The following is a 22,314-nucleotide window of genomic DNA, read 5'->3' on the forward strand; positions in this document are numbered from 1 at the left end:
GCGGCCTGAGCGCCGGTCGAAGGGACGGCGCAGTGAGTATTTCCGGCAAGAAAGAGGGGTCAGGCGCGGCGCGCCTCGATCGCCTCCCAGATCCTGGCGGTGATGTTCACGCCGTCGAAACGCTCAAGCTCCTGGATGCCGGTGGGCGAGGTGAGGTTGATCTCGGTCAGCCAGTCGCCGATCACGTCGATGCCGACGAAGATCTGGCCCTTTTCCCGCAAAAGCGGGCCGATGGCGGCGCAGATTTCGCGGTCGCGGTCCGTCAGCGCCACCTTCTCGGGGCGCCCGCCCACATGCATGTTCGACCGCGTCTCGCCCGCTGCGGGCACCCGGTTGATGGCGCCCACCGGTTCACCGTCGACCAGGATCACCCGCTTGTCGCCCTTGGTGACGGCGGGCAGGTATTTCTGCACGATCAGGGGCTCTCGGTTGATGCCACCGAACAGTTCGTGCAGGCTGGCGATGTTGCGATCATCGGGGCCGAGGCGGAACACGCCCGCGCCGCCGTTGCCATAGAGCGGTTTCAGGATGATGTCGCCATGTTCGGCCTTGAAGGCGCGCAGCGTGGCGAGATCGCGGGCGATGGTGGTGGGCGGGATCAGGTCGGGGAACCGCAGGCACAGCAGCTTTTCGGGATAGTTGCGCACCCAGAACGGGTTGTTCACCACCAGGGTGCCGGGCGCGAGGAAATCGAGGATATGGGTCGTGGTGATATAGCCCATGTCGAAGGGCGGGTCTTGGCGCAGCCAGACGACATCGTAGTCCGACAGGTCAACCTCGCATTCCTCGCCCAGCGAGAAGTGGTTGCCCGTTTCGCGCCGGACGGACAGCGGCCAGCCGCGCGCCATCACACGCCCCTGCTGCCAAGACAGGCGGTCGGGTGTGTAGTAGAACAGGGAATGCCCGCGCGCCTGCGCTTCTTCTGCGATGCGGAACGTGCTGTCGGCTTCGATGTTGATCGGGCCGATCGGGTCCATCTGGATGGCGACCTTCAAGGGCATGTCTTCTCCTGCGCGGTTTTTCCCTTCATGGCGTGGTGGCCGCGTCATGACAATGCCCCAGGTGCCGGCGCGCGATCACATGAAGGCATTTTCGATGATGTCGATCTGCCCCGCCCCGTCCATCAGGGCGACATCGAAGCGCATTTCGGTGGCCTGGCCCAGGGGCATGCGCGCCAGGTATTCCGAGGCGGCGGCGAAAAGGCGGCGGGCCTGCCGGTCGCTGATGCGCTGCGCCGCCTGCGCAAGGCTGGCCGAGGTCTTCACCTCGATAAAGATCAGGCCGTTGCCATCGCGCGCAATCAGATCGATTTCGCCACCCCGACCGCGCCACCGGCGGGCCACAACGGCATGGCCGCGCCGTTCATAGGCGGCGGCGACCCTGTCTTCGGCGGCCAGACCGGCGCAATGGGCGGCAAGGCCGCTCACCCCTCGCCATCCAGCGCCAGCGCCGCCTGGTAGACATCGCGCCGGGCAAGGCCCAGGTCTTCGGCCACCTGGCGCGCGGCATCCTTCAGGGACATGTCCTTCATTGCGTGGCGCAAGGCCGCCTCCATGTCTTCGGCGCTGGCCCCGGCGCGGTTGCGGTCGATCAGCAGCACCACCTCGCCCTTCGGCGGATGCGCGGTGTAATGTTCGACCACCTCGCCCGGGGTGCCGCGGCGCACCTCCTCGAACTTCTTCGTCAATTCCCGGCAGACCGCGATCTGACGCTCTTCACCCAGTGTTGCACCGATTTCCTTAAGGGTTTCCAAAAGCCGCTTGGCCGATTCGAAAAAAACCAGCGTGGCGGGCACCGGCCCCAGCTCGCCCAGGACCCTGCGCCGCGCGCCCTTGGCCGGCGGCAGGAAACCGGCGAACAGGAACCGGTCGGTGGGCAGCCCGGCAATCATCAGCGCCGCCGTCACCGCCGAGGGGCCGGGCGCGCCTGTCACGGCGATGCCCCGGGCGATGGCATCGCGGGCCAGGGCAAAGCCCGGATCGGCCACCAGCGGTGTGCCCGCATCCGAGGCATAGGCCAGGGATTTGCCGCCCTCCATCAGGTCGAGAAGGCGCGGGCGCACCGCCGCGCCGTTGTGATCGTGGTAGGGAATCAGCCGCCGCTCGCCCAGGGGGATGCCGTGCAGGTCCATCAGGTGGCGGGTGGTGCGGGTGTCCTCGGCCGCGATGACATCGGCCGAGGCCAGCACGTCAAGCGCGCGCAGGGTGATGTCGCGGGCCGTTCCGATGGGCGTGGCCACCAGGTGAAGCCCGGGCGCGAGTGGGCGAATTTGCGCAATCCGTGTCATGGCGAAGCGTCTCCGATTTACACCGTGGTCAACTCCGCCTAGGGTCGTGAAGCTGATCCACCCGTGCTGCGAGAGAGTGTGCCGATGTTTGCCTTTTTGTCCTCCGCCTGCAAGCCGATTGCCCGGATTGCCACCGTCACCGCAACCGCCGTCGCCCTGAGCGGGTGCGAACCGGTTGCCCTGGGCACCGGCGGCGGCGGACCGTCGATCAACACCGAGGCCGCCGTGCCCGTTGCCTTGCTGGTGCCCGCCGGGTCGCCCGATGGCGGCGCGATCCTGGCCCGCAGCCTTGAAAACGCCGCCCGCCTGGCGATTGCCGATCTTGACGGCGTGAAGATCGACCTGCGGGTCTATGACACCGCCGGTCAGCCGGGCGCCGCCGCCCAGGTGGCCACCCGTGCCGTCGACGAGGGCGCGAAAATCATCATCGGGCCGGTCTTTGCCCAGGCCGCGAACGCCGCCGGGGTGGCCGTTGCCGCGCGCGGCGTGAACCTTCTGACCCTGTCCAACAACACCTCGATCGCGGGGGGCAACGTCTTTGTTCTGGGCAACACCTTCCAGAACACCGCCGACCGGCTGGTGGGATATGCCCGCCGCCAGGGCAAGTCGAACATCTTCGTCGTCCACGGCCGCAGCACCGCCGAGGAACATGGCCGCGATGCCATCGTCAGCGCGATCCGGTCGAACGGCGTGAAGCTGGCCGGTGTCGCGTCTTTCGAACTGTCGCAGCAGGGGGTCAGCCAGGCCATTCCCGGCATCGCCTCCGAGGCCAAGGCCACCGGTGCCGATTCGGTCTTCATGACCTCGGGCACGGCGGGCGCGCTTTCCTTCCTGGTCGACGGGCTCTCCGGGGCCGGGCTTCCCGGGTCCGAGGCTCAGTATATCGGGTTGCAACGCCTTGATATTCCCTCCAGCGCGCTGTCGCTGAAGGGCATCCAGGGCAGCTGGTTCGCCCTGCCCGATCCGAACCTCAGCGCCCGCTTCGAAAGCCGCTATCAGCAGGCCTATGGCGACCGGCCGCATCCGATTGCCGGCCTGGCCTATGACGGGATCGCCGCCGTCGGCGCCCTGGCCGCCACCGGCAAGAGCGATGCCCTTACCACCCGGGCGCTCACGCAGGGGTCGGGGTTTGTCGGGGTCAACGGGATCTTCCGGCTGAAATCCGACGGCACCAACCAGCGCGGCATGGCCGTGGCGCAGATTCAGAACAACCAGGTTGTCGTGATCGACCCCGCACCAAGAAGTTTCGGTGGTGCCGGTTTCTAAGTCCACGCCCAGCAATGTCGCCCAGATCACACCGGCCCCCATCGGGCCGGTGCGCCTGATCTGTGCCCATGACGACATCTTCGATATCGGCGCCATCCGTGCCGGGATCGACAAGGAGATCGTGCAGATCGCCGGCGCCTCGGAACGGCGCGCCTGCATTGTCCGTCACCTGAAAACGGCGCTGGAACACGGTCGTGCAGCCATCGCCGAGGCCTTCACCGCCCATCCCGACGCCGCCCGTGAAACGGTGACCGCCTACAGCTATCTGGCCGATTGCGTCATCACCACGGTGTTCGAGGCGATCCGCCGCCACCTGCACCCCGTCGGCAATGCCACGGGGGGAGAGCGTATATCGGTGCTTGCCGTCGGCGGCTATGGGCGCGCAGAAATGTGCCCCTTCTCGGATGTCGACCTGCTGTTCCTGACGCCCCACAAGTTGACGCCCTGGACCGAGAGCCTGATCGAATCCATGCTCTATGTCTTCTGGGATCTGCATTTGAAGGTCGGGCATTCCAGCCGCACGATCAAGGATTGCATCACCATGGCGCGCGAGGATTACACCGTGCGCACCGCCCTGCTGGAACGCCGGTTCCTCTGCGGTGACGAAGACCTGCCGGTGCTTCTGGAAAACAGGCTGGTGAACGACCTGTTCCGCAACACCGGCGCCGAATACATCACCGCCAAGCTGGCCGAGCGCACCGAGCGTCACCGCAAGCAGGGCGGGCAGCGCTATGTCGTCGAACCCAACATCAAGGAGGGCAAGGGCGGGTTGCGCGATCTGCAAACCCTGTTCTGGATCGCCAAATACGTCAACGGCGTCACCAAGGCCAAGCAGCTGGTCAAGGCCGGCGTCTTCAGCGAAGCGGAATACCTGAGCTTCAACCGCGCCGAGACCTTTCTTCTGGCCGTGCGCTGCCATCTGCACCTGATCACCGGCCGCGCCATGGATCAGCTGACCTTCGATCTTCAGGTCGAGGTGGCCGAGCGCATGGGCTATCAGGACAAGGGCGGGCGGCGCGGGGTCGAGCATTTCATGCAGACCTATTTCCGCCACGCCAACAAGGTGGGCGAGCTGACCCGCATCCTGCTGACCGCGCTTGAGGCGGAGCACAAGAAGGATGCGCCCAACCTTGTCGGCCTGCTGCGCCGTCGCAAGAAGGTGCGCCCGGGCTATGCGATCCGCCAGAACCGGATCTGCTATGAGGATGCGGCGGTGTTCCTGTCCGACCCGCTGAACCTGCTGCGGATCTTCGACGAGGCGATGCGCACCGGCTATCTGATGCACCCCGACGCCATGCGCACCATTGCCGCGAACCTGAACCTGATCGACGACAACATGCGCCGCAGCCCCGAGGCGGTTCGGATCTTCATGGATCTGCTGCTGAAATATCCCAACCCCGACCGCGCCCTGCGCCGGATGAACGAACTTGGCCTGCTTGCGGCCTTCCTGCCCGAATTCGAACCCATCGTGGCGATGATGCAGTTCAATATGTATCATCACTACACCGTCGACGAACACACGATCCAGGTCATCAGCAACATGGCCCAGATCGAACACGGCGACCTTGACGACGACCTGCCCATCTCGGCCAGCATCACCCGCTCGGGGGGGCTGAACCGCAAGGTTCTCTATATCGCGCTGCTGCTGCACGACATCGGCAAGGGCCGCGACGAAGATCACTCGGTGCTGGGGGCCAAGATCGCCCGCAAGGTGGCGCCGCGCCTGGGCCTGAAACAGGCCGAGGTGGACACCGTCGAATGGCTGGTGCGCTATCACCTGCTGATGTCCGACATCGCGCAAAAGCGCGACCTGTCCGATCCGCGCACGATCCGCGATTTTGCCAAGGCAGTGCGCAACCGCAAGCGGCTGGACCTGCTGACGGTGCTGACGGTCTGCGATATCCGCGGTGTCGGGCCGGGCACCTGGAACAACTGGAAGGCGCAACTGCTGCGCACGCTGCATCGCGAAACCGCCAGCGCCCTCAAGAACGGGCTTGAGGACCTGAACCGCGAAACCCGCGGTGCCGAGGCCCGCCGGCGCCTGCGCGATGCCCTGGCCGACTGGGACAAATCCGCCCTGCGCGTCGAAACCCAGCGCCATTATCCGCCCTATTGGCAGGGCCTGGACACCGGCGCGCATGTCGTTTTTGCCAACCTGCTGCGCGACATGGGCGAAGGCGACATCCGCATCGACCTGAAACCCGACCCCGACCGCGACGCCACCCGTGCCTGTTTCGCCATGTCCGACCATCCGGGCATCTTCTCGCGGCTGGCCGGTGCGCTGGCGCTGGTCGGTGCCAATGTCGTGGACGCCCGCACCTATACCAGCAACGATGGCTTTGCCACGGCGGTCTTCTGGGTGCAGGACGGCGACGGCGCGCCCTATGACGAATCGCGGCTGGACCGCCTGCGCCGGATGATCGACCGCACCCTGAAGGGCGAGGTCGTGGCCCGCGACGCGCTGGAGCCGCGCGACAAGATGAAGAAGCGCGAACGCGGCTTCCGGGTGCCCACCTCGATCACCTTCGACAACGACGGTTCGGAAATCTATACCATCATCGAGGTGGATACCCGCGACCGGCCCGGCCTTCTCTACGATCTCACCCGCACCCTGGCCGCCGCCAACATCAGCATCGCCAGCGCGGTGATCGCCACCTATGGCGAACAGGTTGTCGATACCTTCTACGTCAAGGACATGTTCGGGCTGAAGTTCTATTCCGAAACCAAGCAGCGCGGGCTGGAACGCAAGCTGCGCGAGGCTCTCGAACAGGGCTCGCAGCGGGCGCGCGCCTGATGGTTCCCTGCGCCGGAGACATGTAATGCTGCGCGGCTTCTTCACCGTCGGGGCCTGGACCCTGGCCAGCCGGATCATGGGCTTCGTGCGCGACATCCTGATCGCGGCCTACCTCGGGGCGGGCCCGGTGGCCGAGGCCTTCCTCGTGGCCTTCTCGCTGCCCAACATGTTCCGCCGCTTCTTCGCCGAGGGCGCCTTCAACATGGCCTTCATCCCGCTTTTCTCGAAAAAGCTGGAAAGCGGCGACGATCCGAAGGGTTTTGCCCAGGATGCCTTTGCCGGGATGATCCTTGTCCTCTCGCTCTTCACCGCCGCCGGCCTGGTCTTCATGCCCTGGCTGGTCACCGCCATGGCCAGCGGATTTCGCGGTGACGAAAGGTTTGATCTTGCGGTCGCCTATGGGCGGATCGCCTTTCCCTACATCCTCTTCATCTCTTTGGCGGCCCTTGTCTCGGGCATATTGAACGCCAACCGCCGGTTCCTGGCTGCGGCAGCCGCGCCGGTGCTGCTGAATGTGGTGTTCATCGCCGGAATGCTGATCTCTGCCGCCCTCGGGGCCGATCCATCCGACATTGCCGCCCTTGGCCTGGACGAGGCGCTGACCCGCCAGGTGGGCAGCACCCTGGCCTGGTCGGTGCCCATCGGCGGTATCGCGCAACTGGCGCTGGTCTGGTGGGCAGCCGCGCGCGCCGGGTTCCGCCTGACCATCCGCCGCCCCCGCCTGACGCCCGAGTTGAAGAAGCTGGCGATTATCGCCGCCCCCGCCGCCCTGGCCGGAGGCGTGGTGCAGATCAACCTGCTGGTGGGCCGCCAGGTGGCCAGCTTCTATGACGGCGCCATCGCCTGGCTGAACTATGCCGACCGCCTGTATCAGCTGCCGCTGGGCGTGGTGGGCATCGCCATCGGCGTCGTGCTGCTGCCCGAACTGTCGCGCCGCCTCGGCGCCGAGGATACCGCCGGGGGGCGCCATGCCTTCAACCGGGCGGCGGAAATGGCCCTGACGCTGACGGTGCCCTCGGCCGTGGCCTTCATGGTCATCCCCCTGCCCCTTGTGGCCACGCTGTTCCAGCGCGGTGCCTTCGGCGCCGACGACAGCGCGGCGACGGCCCTGGCCCTGGCGATCTACGGGCTGGGCCTGCCCGCCTTCGTTCTGCAGAAGGTGCTGCAACCCCTGTTCTTCGCGCGCGAGGATACACGCTCGCCCTTCCGCTTTGCGCTGGTGTCGATGGTGGTGAACGCGGCGCTGGCCATCGGGCTGATGCCGTTGGTGGGGTTCCTGGCCGCCGCCATCGGCACGACGGTGGCGGGCTGGGCCATGGTCTGGCTGCTGGCCCGTGGCGGGCGGAAAATGGGCGAAGCGGCCAAATTCGACGAAAGATTCCGCCGTCGCCTATGGCGGATCGTCGCCGCCTCGCTTGGCATGGGGCTTTGCCTCTGGCTGGCCACGGTCCTCATGGGGCCGCTTTTCGGGATGGCCGGGCTGAAGTTCCTGGCGCTTGCCGCGCTGGTTCTCGTGGGCATGGGCAGCTATTTCGTGATCGGCACCGCCATCGGCGCCTTTGCGCTGTCCGACATCCGCGGCGCCGTCCGGCGCTGATCAGCGCCCACCATCTCCCGGCAACCCCGTGGTGCGGCCGGAGGTATTGAGTATTTTCAGCAAGAAAGAGGGGCCGGTCTTCCCTCTCTTTCTTGCCCCAAATACTCAATCCAACCCCGGCCACCGGGGGAAGGCCCGCGCGATTATTCCTGGTATCCCCGGAACAGCCCGCGCCCGCCCGCATCGTCCAGCACTTTCTGAAGCGCCGCGCCGCGGGCGAAATCCGGCTCTTGCGGGGCGCCGTCGCGGATCGCGCTGATGAAGGCGGCAAAGACGGTCTGAACCGGCGCAAGCGGGATTGATTCCCAGGCCGTCGGCGCGCTTTGCGGCGCAAGGCAGGCCGACAGCCGGTCGGTGTGGTTGGCCGATTCCACCAGCAACGCGCCCTTCGTGCCATGGATGCGCAGGGTCAGGTCGTTCAGGTGACCGGTGGCAAAGCGCGAGGCATGAACCACCCCGATCGCCCCGTTCGTCAGTTCAACGTGCATGGCGCAACTGTCGTTGGCGTCCAGCACATAGGGCCCGATCTGCCCGCCCTCGGCCTTGTCGAAGGTTTTCAGCCGACAGGACACCGAGGCCACGTCGCCCCCCGCGACATGGGTGGCGAAATCCAGGATGTGGATCCCCACATCCCCCAGCACCCCCGCCGATCCATGGGCGCGCGACAGGCGCCAGAGCCACTGGTCCTGCTCGCTCCATTCGCCCCAGGCGGGTTGCACCAGCCAGCTTTGCAGGTACGAAGCCTCGAAGTGGCGCACCTCTCCGATCTTGCCCTCGGCCACCATCCGGGCGGCGTGCTGCATAGCGGCGTTATTGCGGTAGGTCAGGTTCACCATGTTGACCACCCCCGCCGCCTGCGCGGCATCACGCATCTCGGCCGCCTCGGTGTAGGAGGTCGCGAGGGGTTTTTCACACAGAACATGCTTGCCCGCCGCGATCAGGGGCATGGTGGTGGCGTGGTGGGCCTGGTCGGGCGTCACGTTCGAGGCGGCGTCGAATGCGCCCCAGGCCAGAGCCTCGTCCAGGGTGGCAAAGCGGTGCGCGATGTCGAACTTTTCGCAGAAGGCCGCCAGGCGGCCGGGGCTGACATCGACCGCCGCCACGATCTCGACCCCCGGAAGGGCCGAGAAGGCGGTGGCATGGGTATGGGCCATGCTGCCCGTCCCCAGGATCAGCAGGCGGGTGCGGGGCGCGGGCGTCTCTGTGGCGGTCATGGTCTAGCGGAAGCCTTCTTCGCCGTGGCTGTGCAGTTTCGGCCCACGCTCCTCGATCTTCTCGGGGGCCTTGTGCACCGGCACGTTGGGGGCATCGCCCACGGCCGTCAGACGCGGCGCCGGGTTGTGCGCCCAGCGCACCGCATTGGCCAGCACGGTCTGCACGTTGGCATCGTGGAAGGTGGGATAGGTTTCATGGCCCGGCCGGAAATAGAAGACATTGCCCGCCCCCCGCCGCCAGGTCAGCCCCGAGCGGAAGACCTCGCCGCCCTGGAACCACGACACGAAGACGGTTTCCAGCGGTTCGGGCACGCCGAAGGGTTCGCCGTACATCTCTTCGTGTTCCAGTTCGAAATGGTCGGGCAGCCCCCGCGCGATGGGATGCCCGCGCGAGGTGACCCAGAGCCGCTCGCGCTCACCGGCCTCGCGCCAGGTCAGGTTGCAGGGCGTACCCATGAGCCGCTTGAAGATCTTCGAGAAGTGCGACGAATGCAGCAGGATCAGCCCCATGCCGCCCCAGACCGCCTCGGCCACGCGCTCTACCACCTCGTCCTGCACGTCGCCGTGGGCGCAATGGCCCCACCACAGCAGAACGTCGGTTTCGGCCAGGCGTGCGGCACTCAGCCCGTGTTCGGGTTCCTGCAGGGTGGCGGTGGTGGCGGCGATGCCGCCCGCCGCATTCAGCGCGGCCGCGATGCAGCCGTGCAGCCCGTCGGGATAAAGCTCTCCCACGATTGCGTTGGTGTGCTCATGGACGTTTTCGCCCCAGACCGTGGCACGGATCATGGTCTGCCCTCCGATTGCAGTTTTCATCCCCGGCATGTTCCGCAGATCACCGGCAAGGGCAATGCCCCCTCAGCCGGATTTTTTCGTCATGTCACGGGTTTGCGGCGCCGCGCCGGTGCGCAGGGCGGCGCGCCCGATCATGTGCGCGGCGACGGGTGCGGTCAGCATCAGGAACCCCACGATCAGCCCGCCACGGAACAGCACCGGCAGATCGGCAAAAAACACCATCCCCGCGGCGATGATCAGCCCGCAGGCCAGGGTGCCGGCCTTGGTGCTGGCGTGCATCCGCACCAGGACATCAGGCAGGCGCAGCACGCCCAGCCCCGCGATAACCGCGAAACCGCCCCCCAGCAACAGCAGCACCCCCACGACATAGCCGATCATGCCCCGTCCCCCTCGCGTCGTTTCTGCCGCCTCTCGGCAAAGCGGGCCAGGGCGACGGTGGCCAGGAACCCGATCAACGCGACGACAAGCGCCACGTCAAGGAAGGTGCGATCGCGTGAGGCGATGGCGAAGACGCCGCAGAAGGCAACGATCAGCACCGTCATCATGTCCAGCGCCACCACCCTGTCGGCCAGGGTCGGCCCCTTGGCGAGGCGCACGAAGGCCAGCACCATGGCGACCATCAGCAGCACGAAGGCGATATCGACCGACCAGGCCAGGAAAATGGTGTCGTTCATGTCTCCAGCGCCTCCCGCACCCAGCGTTCCATGCCGTTCTTCAGGGTTGCCCTTATGGCATCGGGATCATCGGCGAACATCGCGTGGACATAAAGGATCTTGCGGTCGTCCGAGATGTCGATGCTCAGGGTGCCGGGCGTGAGCGACACCAGGTTCGTCACCAGAAGGATGGCGGCGTCGCTCTTGACGTCCAGCGGCACCTCGATGATGCCCGGGCGGCTAAGCTGCGTTGGCGTCACCACGTCCCACAGCACGCTCAGCGATGCCACGATCAGTTCGTAGTGGAACATCACCACCAGCCGCGACCAGGTATAGGCGCGGCGGAAATAGACGCTCTCGCCCCCCATGAGGGGTTGAAGCATCCACAGCACGCCAAAGCCGATGAGGAAGCCGACCGCAAGGTTGGCGACCGAAAAGGCGCCGTTGAAGGCGGCCCAGGCGATGGCAAGGATCAGGTTCAGCACGAACAGGTTCACGGGCGCTCTCCCAGTACGGCCGTCACATAGGACGAGGGGTCCAGAAGCTGCGCCGCCGTCGCTTCGGCGAACTGCACGAAGGGTTCGGGGAACAGGCCGATGGTCACGGTCAGCGCCGCCAGCCCGGCGATGGGCGTCAGCAGGCGCCACCGCTCGGCCCGGCCCAGCATGGCGATCCGGGGTTCAATGCCGTCGGGGTGGGGTTTCCAGAAGGCCTCGGCCCAGATCTTGGTCATCGAGTAGATCGTCAGCAACCCGACCGCCAGCGCCAGGAAGGCGATGAACCAGCCCTCCACCCCCAGCGCCGCCTTGATCAGCAGGAACTTGGCCCAGAAGCCCGACAGCGGCGGAAAGCCGGCCAGCGAAAAGGCCGGCACCAGGAACAGCAGCGCCAGCAGTGGCGCATGGGTGTAAAGCCCGCCGATCCGGCTCAGCCCGGTCGATCCGGTCAGCCGTTGCACCACCCCGGCGATCAGGAACAGGTTCGCCTTCACCACGATATGATGGACCAGGTAGAAAACCGCCCCCGTCAGGGCCAGCGGCGTGAACAGCGCAAGGCCAAGCACCATGTAGCCGATCTGGCTGACGATGTGAAAGCTCAGGATCTTGCGGAAATCCATCTGCGCCGCGGCCCCCAGAACACCGGTGACCATGGTGAAGCCGGCCACCCAGAGCAGCACGGTGTGGGTATAGCCGATGTCGCGATCGAAGATCAGCGTGAAGACCCGGATCAGGGCATAGACCCCCACCTTGGTCAGCAGCCCGGCAAAGACCGCCGATACCGAAAAGGCGGGCGTGTGGTATGAGGCCGGCAGCCAGAAGAACAGCGGAAAGACCGCCGCCTTCACCCCAAAGGCCACCATGAACATCATCGCCACCACGGTCAGCAGCCCCTGGTTTTCCACCTGCCCGACCGTCACGGCAAGGTCGGCCATGTTCAGGGTGCCGGTCATGCCGTAAAGAAGGCCGATGGCCGACAGGAACAGCACCGTCGAGATCAGGTTCAGCGTGACATACTTGATCCCGCCGTCAATCTGTTCGGGGCGGCCGCCCAGGATCAGAAGGCCGAAGGACGCGATCAGCATCACCTCGAACCAGACGTAGAGGTTGAAGATGTCACCGGTCAGGAAGGCGCCCGTGACCCCCGCCAGAAGCACCTGGAACAGGGTGTGATAGCCAAGGTACTCCATCCGCGGCGTGATTTCGGCGGTGGCATAGATCGCCACGGCAAGGCCGGCGATGGCCGTGATGACCACCATCACCGCGCTCAGGTTGTCGGCCACGAAAGTGATCCCGAAGGGCGCGGCCCAGTTGCCCATCTGCGCCGCGATCACCCCCTGGCCCAGCACCTGCGCCATCAGCAGGCCCGCCGCCAGCAGGGCCAGCGCGGAACCGGCGACCGATATCCACCGCCCGAGGGGACGTTCCCGCAGCAGGAAGGCGATGATCGCCGTGGCGAAGGGCACAAGGATCGGGGCGACGACAAGCCAGCTCAACGGTCTGCCTCCTCTTGCGGTTCGGCCACGCGCATGTCGTCGGTGTTCAGCGTGCCAAGGGTTGTGTAGGCGCGAAAGACCAGCACCAGCGCAAAGGCGAAAAGGCCGAAGCCGATCACGATGGCCGTCAGCACCAGTGCCTGGGGCAGCGCATTGGCCACGCCCGGCGGGGGCAGCTTTTCACCCGCCGCGATCAGGGGCGGTTCCCCGAAGGTCAGCCGCCCGGCGGTGAAGATCAGCAGGTTCGCGGCATTGCTCAGCAGGATCATCCCGAACAGGAATTTCAGCACGTTGCGCGCCAGCATCAGATAGACGGCAGCGGCCACAAGAAGCCCGATGGTAAGCGAGAGGAGCGTTTCCATGGCTCAGATCTCCTCTTCCATGGCGAAAACCAATGTCAGGATCGCACCCAGCACCACGAGGTAGACCCCGATATCAAAGAACAGCACGGTCGAGATCGGCAGGCCCTTTTCCCCCTCGGCGGCGCCCAGAAACAGCCACTGACCCGTCAGGAAGGCATCGCCCATCAGCGCGGGCACCATCCCGGCCAGCAGGGCCAGACCCAGCCCCGACAGGGCGATGGTCTGGGGTTGCAGGCGCAGGGCCGCCCGCGCCTCTTTCGTGCCGCAGGCGATGGCGTGCAACACAAAGCCCGTCGCCCCGATCAGCCCGCCGATAAAGCCGCCCCCCGGTTCATTGTGCCCGCGCAACAGCATGTAAAGCGAGAAGATCAGCAGGATCGCCGCCAGATATCGGGTGGCGACACGCAGGATGATCGAATTCATCGGCCCGCCTCCTTTCCCGTACGCAGCAGCGCATAGCCCGACAGCGCGGCAATCACGACCACGGCGATTTCGCCGAAGGTGTCGATGGCGCGGAAATCCACCAGGATCACGTTGACGATGTTGCGCCCATGGGCCAGCGGGCCGCTGGTTTCCTCGAAGAACTCGGTCAGGCGCAGATCCATGGGCGTTGCCAGCACGGCCAGCAGGGTCAGGGTGACACCCCCACCCACGAAAAGCGCCAGCAGCGCATCGCGCGGGCGGATGTCACGTTCGCCCGGCGCGCCCAGGTGGGGCATCCGCAGCATGGCCACCGCGACAAGAACCACCACCAGGGTTTCGACCAGAAGCTGGGTGATTGCCACATCCGGCGCCGAATAGAGGATGAAGACCATCGCCACACCGATCCCCACGGTCCCCAGCGCCGCGATCGAGGCCATGCGGCTGTCGGTCAGGGTGACGATGGCCGATCCGATGACGATCAGCCCGATCACCGTCAGATGCTTGGGCGCAAGGCCGCTGAAATCGGGGGCGATCACCACCGCCCCTTTCAGGGCAAGGGTGGCGGCAATGACGGCGGCGAAGGTGAACAGGATCACCGCCATGTACATGCGCAACCGCCCCGTCTGCAAAAGCCGCGTCTGCCAACCGGCCAGCACCTTCAGCCCGTTCAGCACATCATCCCAGCGGGCGTCGAAATCGGGCAAGGCACCCAGAACCCGTTGCAGCAGCGCGCGCAGCCGGGTGTGAAAGGCGTAAAGCAGCAGCCCCAGCGCGAAAGTGGCCAGCGACAGCACCAGCGGCAGGTTCACCCCCGCCCAAAGCGCAAGCTCCTTCGCCTCGGCGGGCGTGCCCAGAAGGGCGGCAACCGTGGGGGCGACAACGCTGGATTGCAGCAGGTCGGGGTTGATGCCGAACAGCGCCCCCAGCGAGGCCAGGATTACCGGGCCGGCCAGCATGGGCCAGGGCGCCTCTTTCGGTGTGCGGGGCAAGGCACCGCCGGCCGGCCGCCAGAAGGGTTTGAACGACACGACACCGGCCGCCGCCAGCATCAGCGCATTGGCCAGCAGGACGGCGCCCGCCACCAGGACAGGCTCAGAGGCCACGGCAAGCGCACCGGCATATTTCAGTTCTTTCCCGATGAAGCCCAGGAAGGGCGGGAAGCCCGCCATCGACATGGCCGCCACCGCCGCTGCCAGCATGGTCACCGGCATGCTGCGCGCCAGCCCGCCCAGAAGGGCCGCGTCGCGCGTTCCCGTCGCGGTGTCGATACAGCCCACCACAAGGAACAGCGCCGCCTTGTACAGCGAATGCACCACGAGGAAGGTGACGAAAGCCGTGATCGCATAGCCCGAGGTATTGGCAAGGAACAGCGTCAGCGTGCCCAGTGCCATCAGCGTGGTATAGGCCAGCACCTGTTTCAGGTCACTCTGGCGCAGCGCCTGGAGCGAGGCGAAGACAGCCGTCACCGCCCCCGCGACCGTCAGTGTCCAAAGCCAGAAATCGGTGCCGCTCAGGCTGGGGTGCAGCCGCGCCATCAGGTACACACCCGCCTTCACCATGGTGGCCGAATGCAGGAAGGCCGACACCGGCGTCGGCGCCGCCATGGCATTGGGCAGCCAGAAATGAAACGGCACCTGCGCCGACTTGGTGAAGGCGCCCGCCAGAACCAGCACCACGATGGGCAGGTAAAGGACCGAGTTGCGCACCACGTCGCCCTGCGCGTTGATCTGCGAAATCTCGTAGCTGCCCGCGACCTCGCCCATCAGGATCAGCCCGGCCAGAAGCGCCAGCGCCCCCGCCCCCGTCACCAGCAGGGCCTGAAGGGCCGAGCGTCGCGCCTTGGCCCCGGTCTTTTCCTTGTCGGCATCAAAGCCGATCAGAAGATAGCTGGTAATGGTGGTCAGTTCCCAGAACACGAAAAGCGCGATCAGATTGTCGGCGCTCACAAGGCCCAGCATGGCCAGCATGAACGACGTCAGGTACAGCGCGAAACGCCCGTACTGGTGATGCCCGCGCAGGTAGCTGTCGGAATAGAGAAGGACCAGCGCGCCGATGCCGCTGATCAGCAGCAGGAAGGTAAGCGACAGGCCATCCACGAGGAACGACAGCGATATTCCCAGGCTGGGCGCCCAGTCGAAACTGACGCGCAGCACCTCGCCCCGCGACACCGGGCCGATGAAGGTGGCGAACCAGCCGCACAGCGCCAGCGCCAGAAGCACGGGCAACCATCCGGCGGGGCCGTTGGTGGCGGGGCGGTCGGGGTCGGGCGTTGCGATCTTCGTATCCTCCGGGTTCTGGAACAGGTATCTGGCCCCGTCCCCCTCAAGGTCAATCGACAACGCACCGCAATGTCGATAGTTTTTATCTATCGCCACCCCCCGAACCTGCGACGACTTCGCCATCATGCCCACCCTGCAACAGCTTCGCTACCTGGTCGCCCTGGCCGATACCCGGCATTTCCGCCGCGCGGCCGAGCTGTGCCATGTCCGCCAGCCGACGCTGAGCGCCCAGGTCAGGGATCTTGAACAGAAGCTGGGAACGCCGCTGGTCGACCGGACCCGCGGGCAGATCATGCTGACCGGCGTGGGCCGGCAGGTGGCCGAGCGCGCCCGCGCCGTGCTGCGCGAAATGGACGAGATCGAGGCCCTCGCGCGCCAGGGCGCCACGCCGCTGAGCGAGACGATCAAGGTGGGCGTGGTGCAGACGCTGGGCAGCTATCTTCTGCCGCTGATCGTTCCGCCCTTGCGGCTCAGCCATCCTGCGCTCAAGCTTTACGTGCGCGAGGGGCTGACCGACACGCTGTTGCGTCAGGTGCAGAACGGCGCGCTTGACCTGCTGTTCTTTCCCCTGCCCATCCCCTTCGACGACCTGGACAGCGAGAGGCTGTTTCGCGAGCCGCTTTTGCTGGTCTGTCCGCCCGACCATCCGCTGGCGCGCCAGGACAGGGTGAACCGCGCCGACCTGCGCGGGGAAACGGTTCTGACGCTGGAACCCGGCCACCGCCTGTTCGAACAGGTGCGCGACATCTGCACCGAGGTTGGCGCGCATCTGTCCCATGATTTCGAGGGCACCAGCCTGGACACCCTGCGCCAGATGGTGGCCATGGGCATGGGCCTGTCGCTGCTGCCCGCGCTTTACGTCAAATCCGAGGTCAAGGCGCGCGAAGGCGTCGTGGCCCGCAGGATCAGGGGCCGCCCGCCCGAGCGCACGATCGGCATGGTCTGGCGGCGCGGCACGGTGCGCGAACCCGAATACCGGATGCTGGCCGGGCTGATCCGCGACATCCTGGGCGATGCCGCCCCCGAGGTGACCCTGATCGGGTGACCCGATTTGTCATGCCATACGGCCTTCACAGGGGGCGGCGGCGATGGAATACTTGCACCATCCGCAAACCGGGGGCCGCCATGTTGCGCATCTGCCTGTTCGTCCTGATCGCCTGCGCCCCGGGGCTGGCCCACCCGGCCCCAACCCGCGCCGAGATCATGGATCATGTCTTTGTCACCGCGCAGCGGGCGGCCATCACCTCGGCCAGCCAGGCCCTGGCGCAGTCGGCCACGCGCATCGCCTCGGGCAGCGCGGAACTGGCCGCATTGCTGCGCGAACAGCAGGACGGCGGCGAAACCCTGGCCGCCCTGACCGATGCGCTGACCGCCGCCGCCGCGACCAGCGGCGCCCTGGGCGAGGCGCGCCAGGCCGAGCTGACCCGGCAGATCACCGCCCTGCGCAACCGGCTGCGCGATCTCGACACCCGCATCGGCGCCACCTTCCCCGAGTTCCGCGAACTGACCCGCCCCGCGCCGCTGTCGATCGCCGAGGTGCAGGCGACGCTGGATTCGGACGAGGCGCTGCTGTTCACCCTTTCGGACAGCGATTTCACCTATGTCTGGGCCATCACCGCCACCGACGCCGGATGGCACCGCGCCGCAACCTACCTGACCGACCGCGCCGACCGGGTGAAGGCCCTGCGCCGCCAGCTTTCGGCGCAGGGGGGTGAGCGGGCCGGCATCGCCCTGAACCCCGGCAAGGCCAGACCGAAGGGACAGCCCTTTGACCGGCAGACCGCCCATGCCATCTATGCCGACCTCTTCGCCCCGCTTGAACCCATCTTCGGACGCGCAAGCCATGTCATGGCGGTGCTGGACGGCCCGCTGACCAGCCTGCCCCTGTCGCTGCTGGTGCGCCGCGAACCCTCGGGCGACGATGACGACCCCGTCGCCCTGCGCGCCACCGACTGGCTGATCCGCCATCACGCCCTGACCACGCTGCCCAATGTCTCGGCCCTGCGGGTGCTGCGGTTTGCGCGGGGGCGTGGCGATGGCGGGGCGCGCGCCCCCTTCATCGGGTTCGGCGATCCGGTTCTGGGCTATCGGCTGACCCTGGCCGAGGCCGACACCGCCGCGCCCACCGTCATCACCCGCGGCGTCTATGAGGACGTGAGCCGCGTCGCCGACCTGGCCCCCCTGCCCAACACGGCACGCGAACTGCGCCGCCTGGCCGCCACCATGGGCGCCGATGATGCAGCCCTATTCCTGGGCGAACGCGCGACGGAGGCCCGGGTGAAGGCCACCGATTTCAGCACCGCGCGCGTGATCGCCTTTGCCACCCACGGATTGCTGGCCGATGGCCTGCCCGGGCTGGGTGAACCGGCACTGGTCTTCACGCCCCCCGCCGCCCCCAGCGAGGATGACGATGCCCTGCTGACGGCAAGCGAGGCAGCGCAGCTGAAGCTTTCGGCAGAACTGGTCATCCTGTCGGCCTGCGACACGGCGGGCAGCGACGGCACCCCGGGGGCCGAGGGGCTTTCGGGCCTGGCGCGCGCCTTTCTCTATGCCGGGGCGCGGGCGATCCTGGTGTCGCACTGGCCGGTGGACGATTACGCCGCCTCGGTACTGACCACCGGCATGCTGGACCGGATGTATGGCACCGACCCCCGCCCGAGGGCCGAGGCGCTGCAACGGGCGATGCTGGACCTGATGCAAGACGGCTCGGAGGCGCGCTTTGCCCATCCCCGCATCTGGGCGCCCTTCGTCCTGGTGGGCGAGGGCGGCGCGGACTGAACCTTGCGCCCCGACGGCGACGGCAGGGCTTCGGGGCGGCCTCGGGATTTGAGTATTTTCGGCAAGAAAGAGGGGCGGGCGTGGTTTTCCGGAACGGGGACCTGGCCTGTCATTGCGGCAGGGTCTGGGCGTAATCCCATCCGATCAGCGCCGTCCATGCCGCGCGATTGCGCAACTCGGGGCCGCGAGACACCTCGGTGATGCCGGCGGCGCGCAGATCTTCCTGCACCTGCGCCAGGGTGGCGTTCGAGGCCCGCATCCGCGCAAAGCCATAGTCGGCCTGATCGAAGCGGTATTCCGCGATGGCCCGGCTCCAATCCAGCGAGGCCTGCCAGCCGCGAATGTCAAAACCGTTGTCGGGCATGCTGGCCTCGGCCCTTTCGAGCACGGCGCGCACCTTGTCCCAGGGGGCGAAATCCATCAGCTCATTGGCATAGGCGATCAGCTGGCGCACCTTGGCCAGCGGCGGAATCCGGTCGGCATAGACCGGATCGTCAAGGTGGCGGGCATAGATTTCGGCCACCCTCCGGTGATCCTCGGTGCGCGACAGGATCGCATAGGCAAAATTGCTGACGATGGTGGAAACGGGGTTGGGCCGCCCGGTCTGCGGATCGACCATCTCATAGGCTTCGCGGGCGATCAGCGCCGCCTGGTCGGTGCGCCCCAGTTCGATCAGAAGCCGCGATTGTTCCGACAGCACGAAGGCCAGCGTATCGGTATCGTGAAACGGATGGCTGCGCAGGGTGGTGGTGGCCCGGTCGAGCCAAACGAGCGCCCGGTCAAGTTCGCCGCGCCACTGGAAGGCATTGCCGAGGGCGAATTCGGTCAGCGCGATCAGCCCGTGATGGCGCGGCAGGCGGGCCTGCATCCGCCGCAGGAGACCGCCCAGTTCGACCTCGACATCAGCACTGCCCAGGGTGTCGGGGGCATTGGCGATGGCCACCATGCGCCCGTAATCGCGCAGGAGAGACAGATCGGGCGCCCCCGCCATGGCCGCCTCAAAAGCATCGGCAAGGGGCGCGGCGCGGGATGGGTCAAGCTGCGAGGCGGCCAGTTCCACGATGATGGCGCTGGCGAACAGGTGCCAGACGCCGGTTTCACCCGCCGGGGCCTGGGCCTGCCAGCGATCGATGCCCGCCAGCACGGCCGGCGTATCCTCAAGCCGGTAGTCGCGATAGGCGATGAGGGCCAGGGCGGCGCTGCGCCGGGCCGGGTCGAGATCGTCGAGGCGGGCGAGAAGACGGTCGACGGCACCCTGTGCCGCGCCCGGGTCGGCCTCGGCCCCCCAGGCCCGCGCGACCAGTTCGACCAGGTCGAGCATGGCCGTGCCGTGGCCCAGGGCGGCGCCCGCCGCCTCCAGATCGCGCAGCGCCCGGTCACGGTATCCCATCAGCCCGAAGAACAGGGCACGGTTGGTCAGGAACAACGGATCGCCCCCCTGCCCCTGCGCGTTCAACAGCCCCAGTTGCGCATCAAGGTTCAGGTAACGCCCCTGGAAGAACTGCGTCAGGAGCGGCACGCCGTCGCCGGCCAGCTCAAGCGCCAGATCGGCCACCGCGCGCAGTTCATCGGCATGGGCATAGCCGTCGATCCCCGGATCATCCAGGTCGATCAGCGGGCGGACGGCCAGAACCTCGGGGTCGCTGGTGGGGCGGGTCTGGCGCAGGATGGCATAGGCCCGGCGATAGTGGGGCTGGGCAAGCCCCGGATGGCCCAGAGCGACCTGGAAATCCCCCATGTCCTTTTCGAAGATCGCATAGATCCCCGAGCCGGGCAGGTATGTGCGGGCAAATTCCATCATCTGCGCCAGGAAGTCATAGGCGCCGGCGATATCGCCCAGGTTGCGGCGTGTCATGGCCAGGCGCTGGACGTTGAACAGGAAATCGTCGTCGATCGGGCCGTTTTCCATGAGGAACTCATGGCGCACCCTGAAGGTTTCCAGCGCCTTCTCGTTCTCGCCCGCCTCGAACTGGAGCAGGCCCAGGAAGCCGCGATAGAACGACATCATCTGCGGGTCGATATCCGCGTGACCGTCGACAAGATCGAGAAATTCCTCGTAAAGCATCATCAGCGCGGCGGGGGAATCGCCCTGCCCGCGCGCCACGAAGACATCGACATAGAACAGAAGCGCCACTTCACCGGCCTTTACCCAGCTTCCGGGCACGGCGGGCGCTTCGAGATAGGATTGGCGCAGCGCGGTGGCATCGGGCGCCTGCACCTGAAAGGCGGTATTGGCCAGGTAGTAATGGGCAAGATCGTTGACGATGGCCAGTTCGGGGCGCCCCTCGGTGGCCGCAAGGGCGGCGCGCAGGATCAGCTCGGCCTCGTTCAGGCGGTCGTCGAGATAGGCCACGACACCCTGAAAGGCCATCGCCTCGATCCGGTAGGGGTGGTCGCGATAGCCCTCGACATCCAGCGCGGTCGCCACCGAGGCCGAGAAACGGCCCAGTTCGCCCCAATCCTCGGTCTTCATGGCATAGCGGGCCAGGGCGAGGTTCGGCAGGTGCTTGGCGGTCAGGCCGAAATCGTCGCTTTTGAACGTGATGTCGTTCGCGGTGGTGAAACGGTCATAGGCAAGGGGAAGATCGCCGGCGTTCAGGGCGGTCATGCCCTCGTCTATCATGGCGATGATCTGGCTGTCGGTGACGCGGGGCGGCTGTTGCGCGGGGGCAGCACCCCAGCTTTGGCCCTGCGCCAGCGCGGCGCCGGGCATCTGCCCCAATCCCGCCGAAAGGATCAGGGCCAGGACGGGGCGGCACCGGGCCACCCCGCCGCGGGTCGCGTCAGTTCGCGGCAATCGTCTGTTCCAGCCAGGGCAGGTAGTTCGCCACCTTGGTATAGGCCGAGAACAGCGCGTATTCGTTGCAGCCCTGGCCCGATTCACCGGACAGGCCCCAGCTGACGACGCCGGCCTGCACATAGCTGCCATCGTCCAGCGGCACGACAAGCGGGCCGCCGCTGTCGCCCGAACACGAGGTGCGTCCGCCCTCGTAGGTGCCCGAGCACAGCATGTTCTCGGTCAGGGGCAGCGGCGCACGGTCGACCAGGGCGCGCCAGGCTTCCTGGGCATCCGCATCCTTCAGGCCGAAGATGTCCACCGCTTCGCTGAACCCGCGCGAGGCCGAGTTTGCCCGCGCCTCCATCATGGCGCCGTTGCACTGATCCCGGGGCAGCATCTGGATCTGGCCCTGGCGCATTTCCTCGGGGTGCTGCATCCCGTTGATCAGGCCCCAGCCCGTGACGATGGTGGGCACGCCCGGCTTGTCCAGGATTTCGCCCAGTTCGGAATTGGGCACCTGGATCGTCTGGTAGGTGGCGTTGGGCTTGCGGGCCAGCTTGATCAGGGCGATGTCGTTGTCGAAATCGGTCGCCACGTATTGCGGGTGCTTGTAGACGGCGGAAACCGGCACCAGGTCGCCCTCGCCAGGGCGCAGGGCATTGGTGCCCACCAGAATGGCAAACCGGTCGGGCGCAACGTCGAAGGCATTGCCGTCCTCGCCCACCATGTGCACGCAGTGGGCGGCGGTCAGCACCCATTCGTCAAGGATGATGGTGCCGCCGCAGAACTGCGCGTCGGGCGAAACCTGCTGTCCGGCCACCAGAAGGCCGACCTGCCAGGGCCAGGCCCCCTTGGCGGCCACTTCGCCGCCGATCACCCGGCCGCCGCTGGATTCGGCGGCCTTTTCGGCGGCTTCGCGCGCCTTGGCCTTGGCGTTGGATTCCGCGAAGGCAAAGGGCGATCTTGCGCCGGTATCGGTGATACCCGGGGTCGAATCGTTCTGGGCGCTTGCGGGACCGGCCATCAGGCCGACGGCCAGAAGGCCCGTGAAGATGCGCTGTATCGGTGTCAACATGGTACGTTCTCCGCCTGGTCTG

General features: G+C 66.7%; 19 protein-coding genes. 5 read left to right on the forward strand and 14 right to left on the reverse strand.

Annotated elements, in window-relative coordinates:
• Positions 1–59: 59 nt before the first annotated feature.
• The 3 genes from gshB to rsmI form a co-directional block, all read right to left on the reverse strand.
• Complete coding sequence (gene gshB, locus H7828_RS03590) at positions 60–1,001, reverse strand: glutathione synthase (RefSeq protein WP_226779603.1); 942 nt, start codon at positions 999–1,001, stop codon at positions 60–62.
• A gap of 75 nt (positions 1,002–1,076) precedes the next feature.
• A complete protein-coding gene (locus H7828_RS03595; RefSeq protein WP_226779604.1) occupies positions 1,077–1,427 on the reverse strand; it encodes a YraN family protein in 351 nt (116 codons plus the stop codon).
• Complete coding sequence (rsmI, locus tag H7828_RS03600; protein ID WP_226779606.1) at positions 1,424–2,287, reverse strand: 16S rRNA (cytidine(1402)-2'-O)-methyltransferase; 864 nt, start codon at positions 2,285–2,287, stop codon at positions 1,424–1,426. Before rsmI ends, H7828_RS03595 begins: the two co-directional genes overlap by 4 nt.
• Positions 2,288–2,371: 84 nt before the next feature.
• Between rsmI and H7828_RS03605 the strand changes: the two genes are divergently transcribed.
• Genes H7828_RS03605 through murJ form a run of 3 tightly spaced genes read left to right on the forward strand, consistent with a single transcriptional unit; the run spans position 2,372 to position 7,944 of the window.
• The gene (locus tag H7828_RS03605) at positions 2,372–3,553 is read left to right on the forward strand and encodes a penicillin-binding protein activator (protein WP_226779607.1); all 1,182 of its coding nucleotides are present in this window, start codon (positions 2,372–2,374) and stop codon (positions 3,551–3,553) included.
• A complete protein-coding gene (locus H7828_RS03610; RefSeq protein WP_425354928.1) occupies positions 3,540–6,347 on the forward strand; it encodes a [protein-PII] uridylyltransferase in 2,808 nt (935 codons plus the stop codon). The genes H7828_RS03605 and H7828_RS03610 overlap by 14 nt, the downstream gene beginning before the upstream one ends.
• A 25-nt stretch (positions 6,348–6,372) precedes the next feature.
• Entirely contained in the window at positions 6,373–7,944 is a 1,572-nt protein-coding gene (gene murJ / locus H7828_RS03615; protein WP_226779608.1) for a murein biosynthesis integral membrane protein MurJ, read from the forward strand.
• A gap of 143 nt (positions 7,945–8,087) precedes the next feature.
• Here the strand turns inward: murJ and H7828_RS03620 are convergent, their stop codons facing one another.
• The 9 genes from H7828_RS03620 to H7828_RS03660 form a co-directional block, all read right to left on the reverse strand.
• Positions 8,088–9,158 (reverse strand): Gfo/Idh/MocA family protein, encoded by a 1,071-nt coding sequence (locus H7828_RS03620; protein ID WP_226779612.1) that lies wholly within the window; start codon positions 9,156–9,158, stop codon positions 8,088–8,090.
• Positions 9,159–9,161: 3 nt separating this feature from the next.
• Positions 9,162–9,944: a ThuA domain-containing protein gene (locus tag H7828_RS03625; protein WP_226779613.1), complete on the reverse strand. Its 783-nt coding sequence runs from the start codon at positions 9,942–9,944 to the stop codon at positions 9,162–9,164.
• 69 nt (positions 9,945–10,013) lie between these two features.
• A complete protein-coding gene (gene mnhG / locus H7828_RS03630; protein ID WP_226779614.1) occupies positions 10,014–10,328 on the reverse strand; it encodes a monovalent cation/H(+) antiporter subunit G in 315 nt (104 codons plus the stop codon).
• Entirely contained in the window at positions 10,325–10,624 is a 300-nt protein-coding gene (locus H7828_RS03635) for an MrpF/PhaF family protein (protein ID WP_226779615.1), read from the reverse strand. Before H7828_RS03635 ends, mnhG begins: the two co-directional genes overlap by 4 nt.
• Entirely contained in the window at positions 10,621–11,100 is a 480-nt protein-coding gene (locus tag H7828_RS03640) for a Na+/H+ antiporter subunit E (RefSeq protein ID WP_226779616.1), read from the reverse strand. The genes H7828_RS03635 and H7828_RS03640 overlap by 4 nt, the downstream gene beginning before the upstream one ends.
• Positions 11,097–12,596 (reverse strand): Na+/H+ antiporter subunit D, encoded by a 1,500-nt coding sequence (locus tag H7828_RS03645; protein ID WP_226779618.1) that lies wholly within the window; start codon positions 12,594–12,596, stop codon positions 11,097–11,099. Before H7828_RS03645 ends, H7828_RS03640 begins: the two co-directional genes overlap by 4 nt.
• Complete coding sequence (locus H7828_RS03650; RefSeq protein WP_226779619.1) at positions 12,593–12,958, reverse strand: Na+/H+ antiporter subunit C; 366 nt, start codon at positions 12,956–12,958, stop codon at positions 12,593–12,595. Before H7828_RS03650 ends, H7828_RS03645 begins: the two co-directional genes overlap by 4 nt.
• Positions 12,959–12,961: 3 nt before the next feature.
• Positions 12,962–13,381, reverse strand: a complete 420-nt coding sequence (locus H7828_RS03655) for a Na+/H+ antiporter subunit B (RefSeq protein WP_226779620.1) — start codon at positions 13,379–13,381, stop codon at positions 12,962–12,964.
• Positions 13,378–15,720 carry a putative monovalent cation/H+ antiporter subunit A gene (locus H7828_RS03660; RefSeq protein ID WP_226779621.1) on the reverse strand — a complete coding sequence of 781 codons (2,343 nt, stop codon included), beginning with the start codon at positions 15,718–15,720 and terminating at the stop codon, positions 13,378–13,380. The genes H7828_RS03655 and H7828_RS03660 overlap by 4 nt, the downstream gene beginning before the upstream one ends.
• A 64-nt stretch (positions 15,721–15,784) precedes the next feature.
• On the opposite strand from H7828_RS03660, the gene H7828_RS03665 reads away from it, so the two are divergent.
• Entirely contained in the window at positions 15,785–16,705 is a 921-nt protein-coding gene (locus tag H7828_RS03665; RefSeq protein WP_226779622.1) for a LysR substrate-binding domain-containing protein, read from the forward strand.
• A gap of 80 nt (positions 16,706–16,785) precedes the next feature.
• Entirely contained in the window at positions 16,786–18,438 is a 1,653-nt protein-coding gene (locus H7828_RS03670) for a CHAT domain-containing protein (RefSeq protein ID WP_226779623.1), read from the forward strand.
• A 109-nt stretch (positions 18,439–18,547) separates the two neighbouring features.
• On the opposite strand, the gene H7828_RS03675 is transcribed toward H7828_RS03670, so the two are convergent.
• Both H7828_RS03675 and H7828_RS03680 read right to left on the reverse strand, forming a co-directional pair.
• The gene (locus H7828_RS03675) at positions 18,548–21,235 is read right to left on the reverse strand and encodes a hypothetical protein (protein WP_226779624.1); all 2,688 of its coding nucleotides are present in this window, start codon (positions 21,233–21,235) and stop codon (positions 18,548–18,550) included.
• Entirely contained in the window at positions 21,222–22,292 is a 1,071-nt protein-coding gene (locus H7828_RS03680) for a S1 family serine peptidase (RefSeq protein WP_226779626.1), read from the reverse strand. The genes H7828_RS03675 and H7828_RS03680 overlap by 14 nt, the downstream gene beginning before the upstream one ends.
• Between the last annotated feature and the right edge of the window lie 22 nt (positions 22,293–22,314).

Source organism: Oceaniglobus trochenteri (assembly GCF_020529025.1).
Classification (GTDB): domain Bacteria; phylum Pseudomonadota; class Alphaproteobacteria; order Rhodobacterales; family Rhodobacteraceae; genus Oceaniglobus; species Oceaniglobus trochenteri.

Bases quoted from the DNA above. Each gene is read 5' to 3' on its own strand.
- H7828_RS03655 (WP_226779620.1), bottom strand. From the start codon at position 13,381: ATGAATTCGATCATCCTGCGTGTCGCCACCCGATATCTGGCGGCGATC.
- murJ (WP_226779608.1), top strand. From the start codon at position 6,373: ATGCTGCGCGGCTTCTTCACCGTCGGGGCCTGGACCCTGGCCAGCCGG.
- H7828_RS03665 (WP_226779622.1), top strand. From the start codon at position 15,785: ATGCCCACCCTGCAACAGCTTCGCTACCTGGTCGCCCTGGCCGATACC.
- mnhG (WP_226779614.1), bottom strand. From the start codon at position 10,328: ATGATCGGCTATGTCGTGGGGGTGCTGCTGTTGCTGGGGGGCGGTTTC.
- H7828_RS03670 (WP_226779623.1), top strand. From the start codon at position 16,786: ATGTTGCGCATCTGCCTGTTCGTCCTGATCGCCTGCGCCCCGGGGCTG.
- H7828_RS03680 (WP_226779626.1), bottom strand. From the start codon at position 22,292: ATGTTGACACCGATACAGCGCATCTTCACGGGCCTTCTGGCCGTCGGC.
- gshB (WP_226779603.1), bottom strand. From the start codon at position 1,001: ATGCCCTTGAAGGTCGCCATCCAGATGGACCCGATCGGCCCGATCAAC.
- H7828_RS03625 (WP_226779613.1), bottom strand. From the start codon at position 9,944: ATGATCCGTGCCACGGTCTGGGGCGAAAACGTCCATGAGCACACCAAC.
- H7828_RS03650 (WP_226779619.1), bottom strand. From the start codon at position 12,958: ATGGAAACGCTCCTCTCGCTTACCATCGGGCTTCTTGTGGCCGCTGCC.
- H7828_RS03605 (WP_226779607.1), top strand. From the start codon at position 2,372: ATGTTTGCCTTTTTGTCCTCCGCCTGCAAGCCGATTGCCCGGATTGCC.
- H7828_RS03620 (WP_226779612.1), bottom strand. From the start codon at position 9,158: ATGACCGCCACAGAGACGCCCGCGCCCCGCACCCGCCTGCTGATCCTG.
- rsmI (WP_226779606.1), bottom strand. From the start codon at position 2,287: ATGACACGGATTGCGCAAATTCGCCCACTCGCGCCCGGGCTTCACCTG.
- H7828_RS03635 (WP_226779615.1), bottom strand. From the start codon at position 10,624: ATGAACGACACCATTTTCCTGGCCTGGTCGGTCGATATCGCCTTCGTG.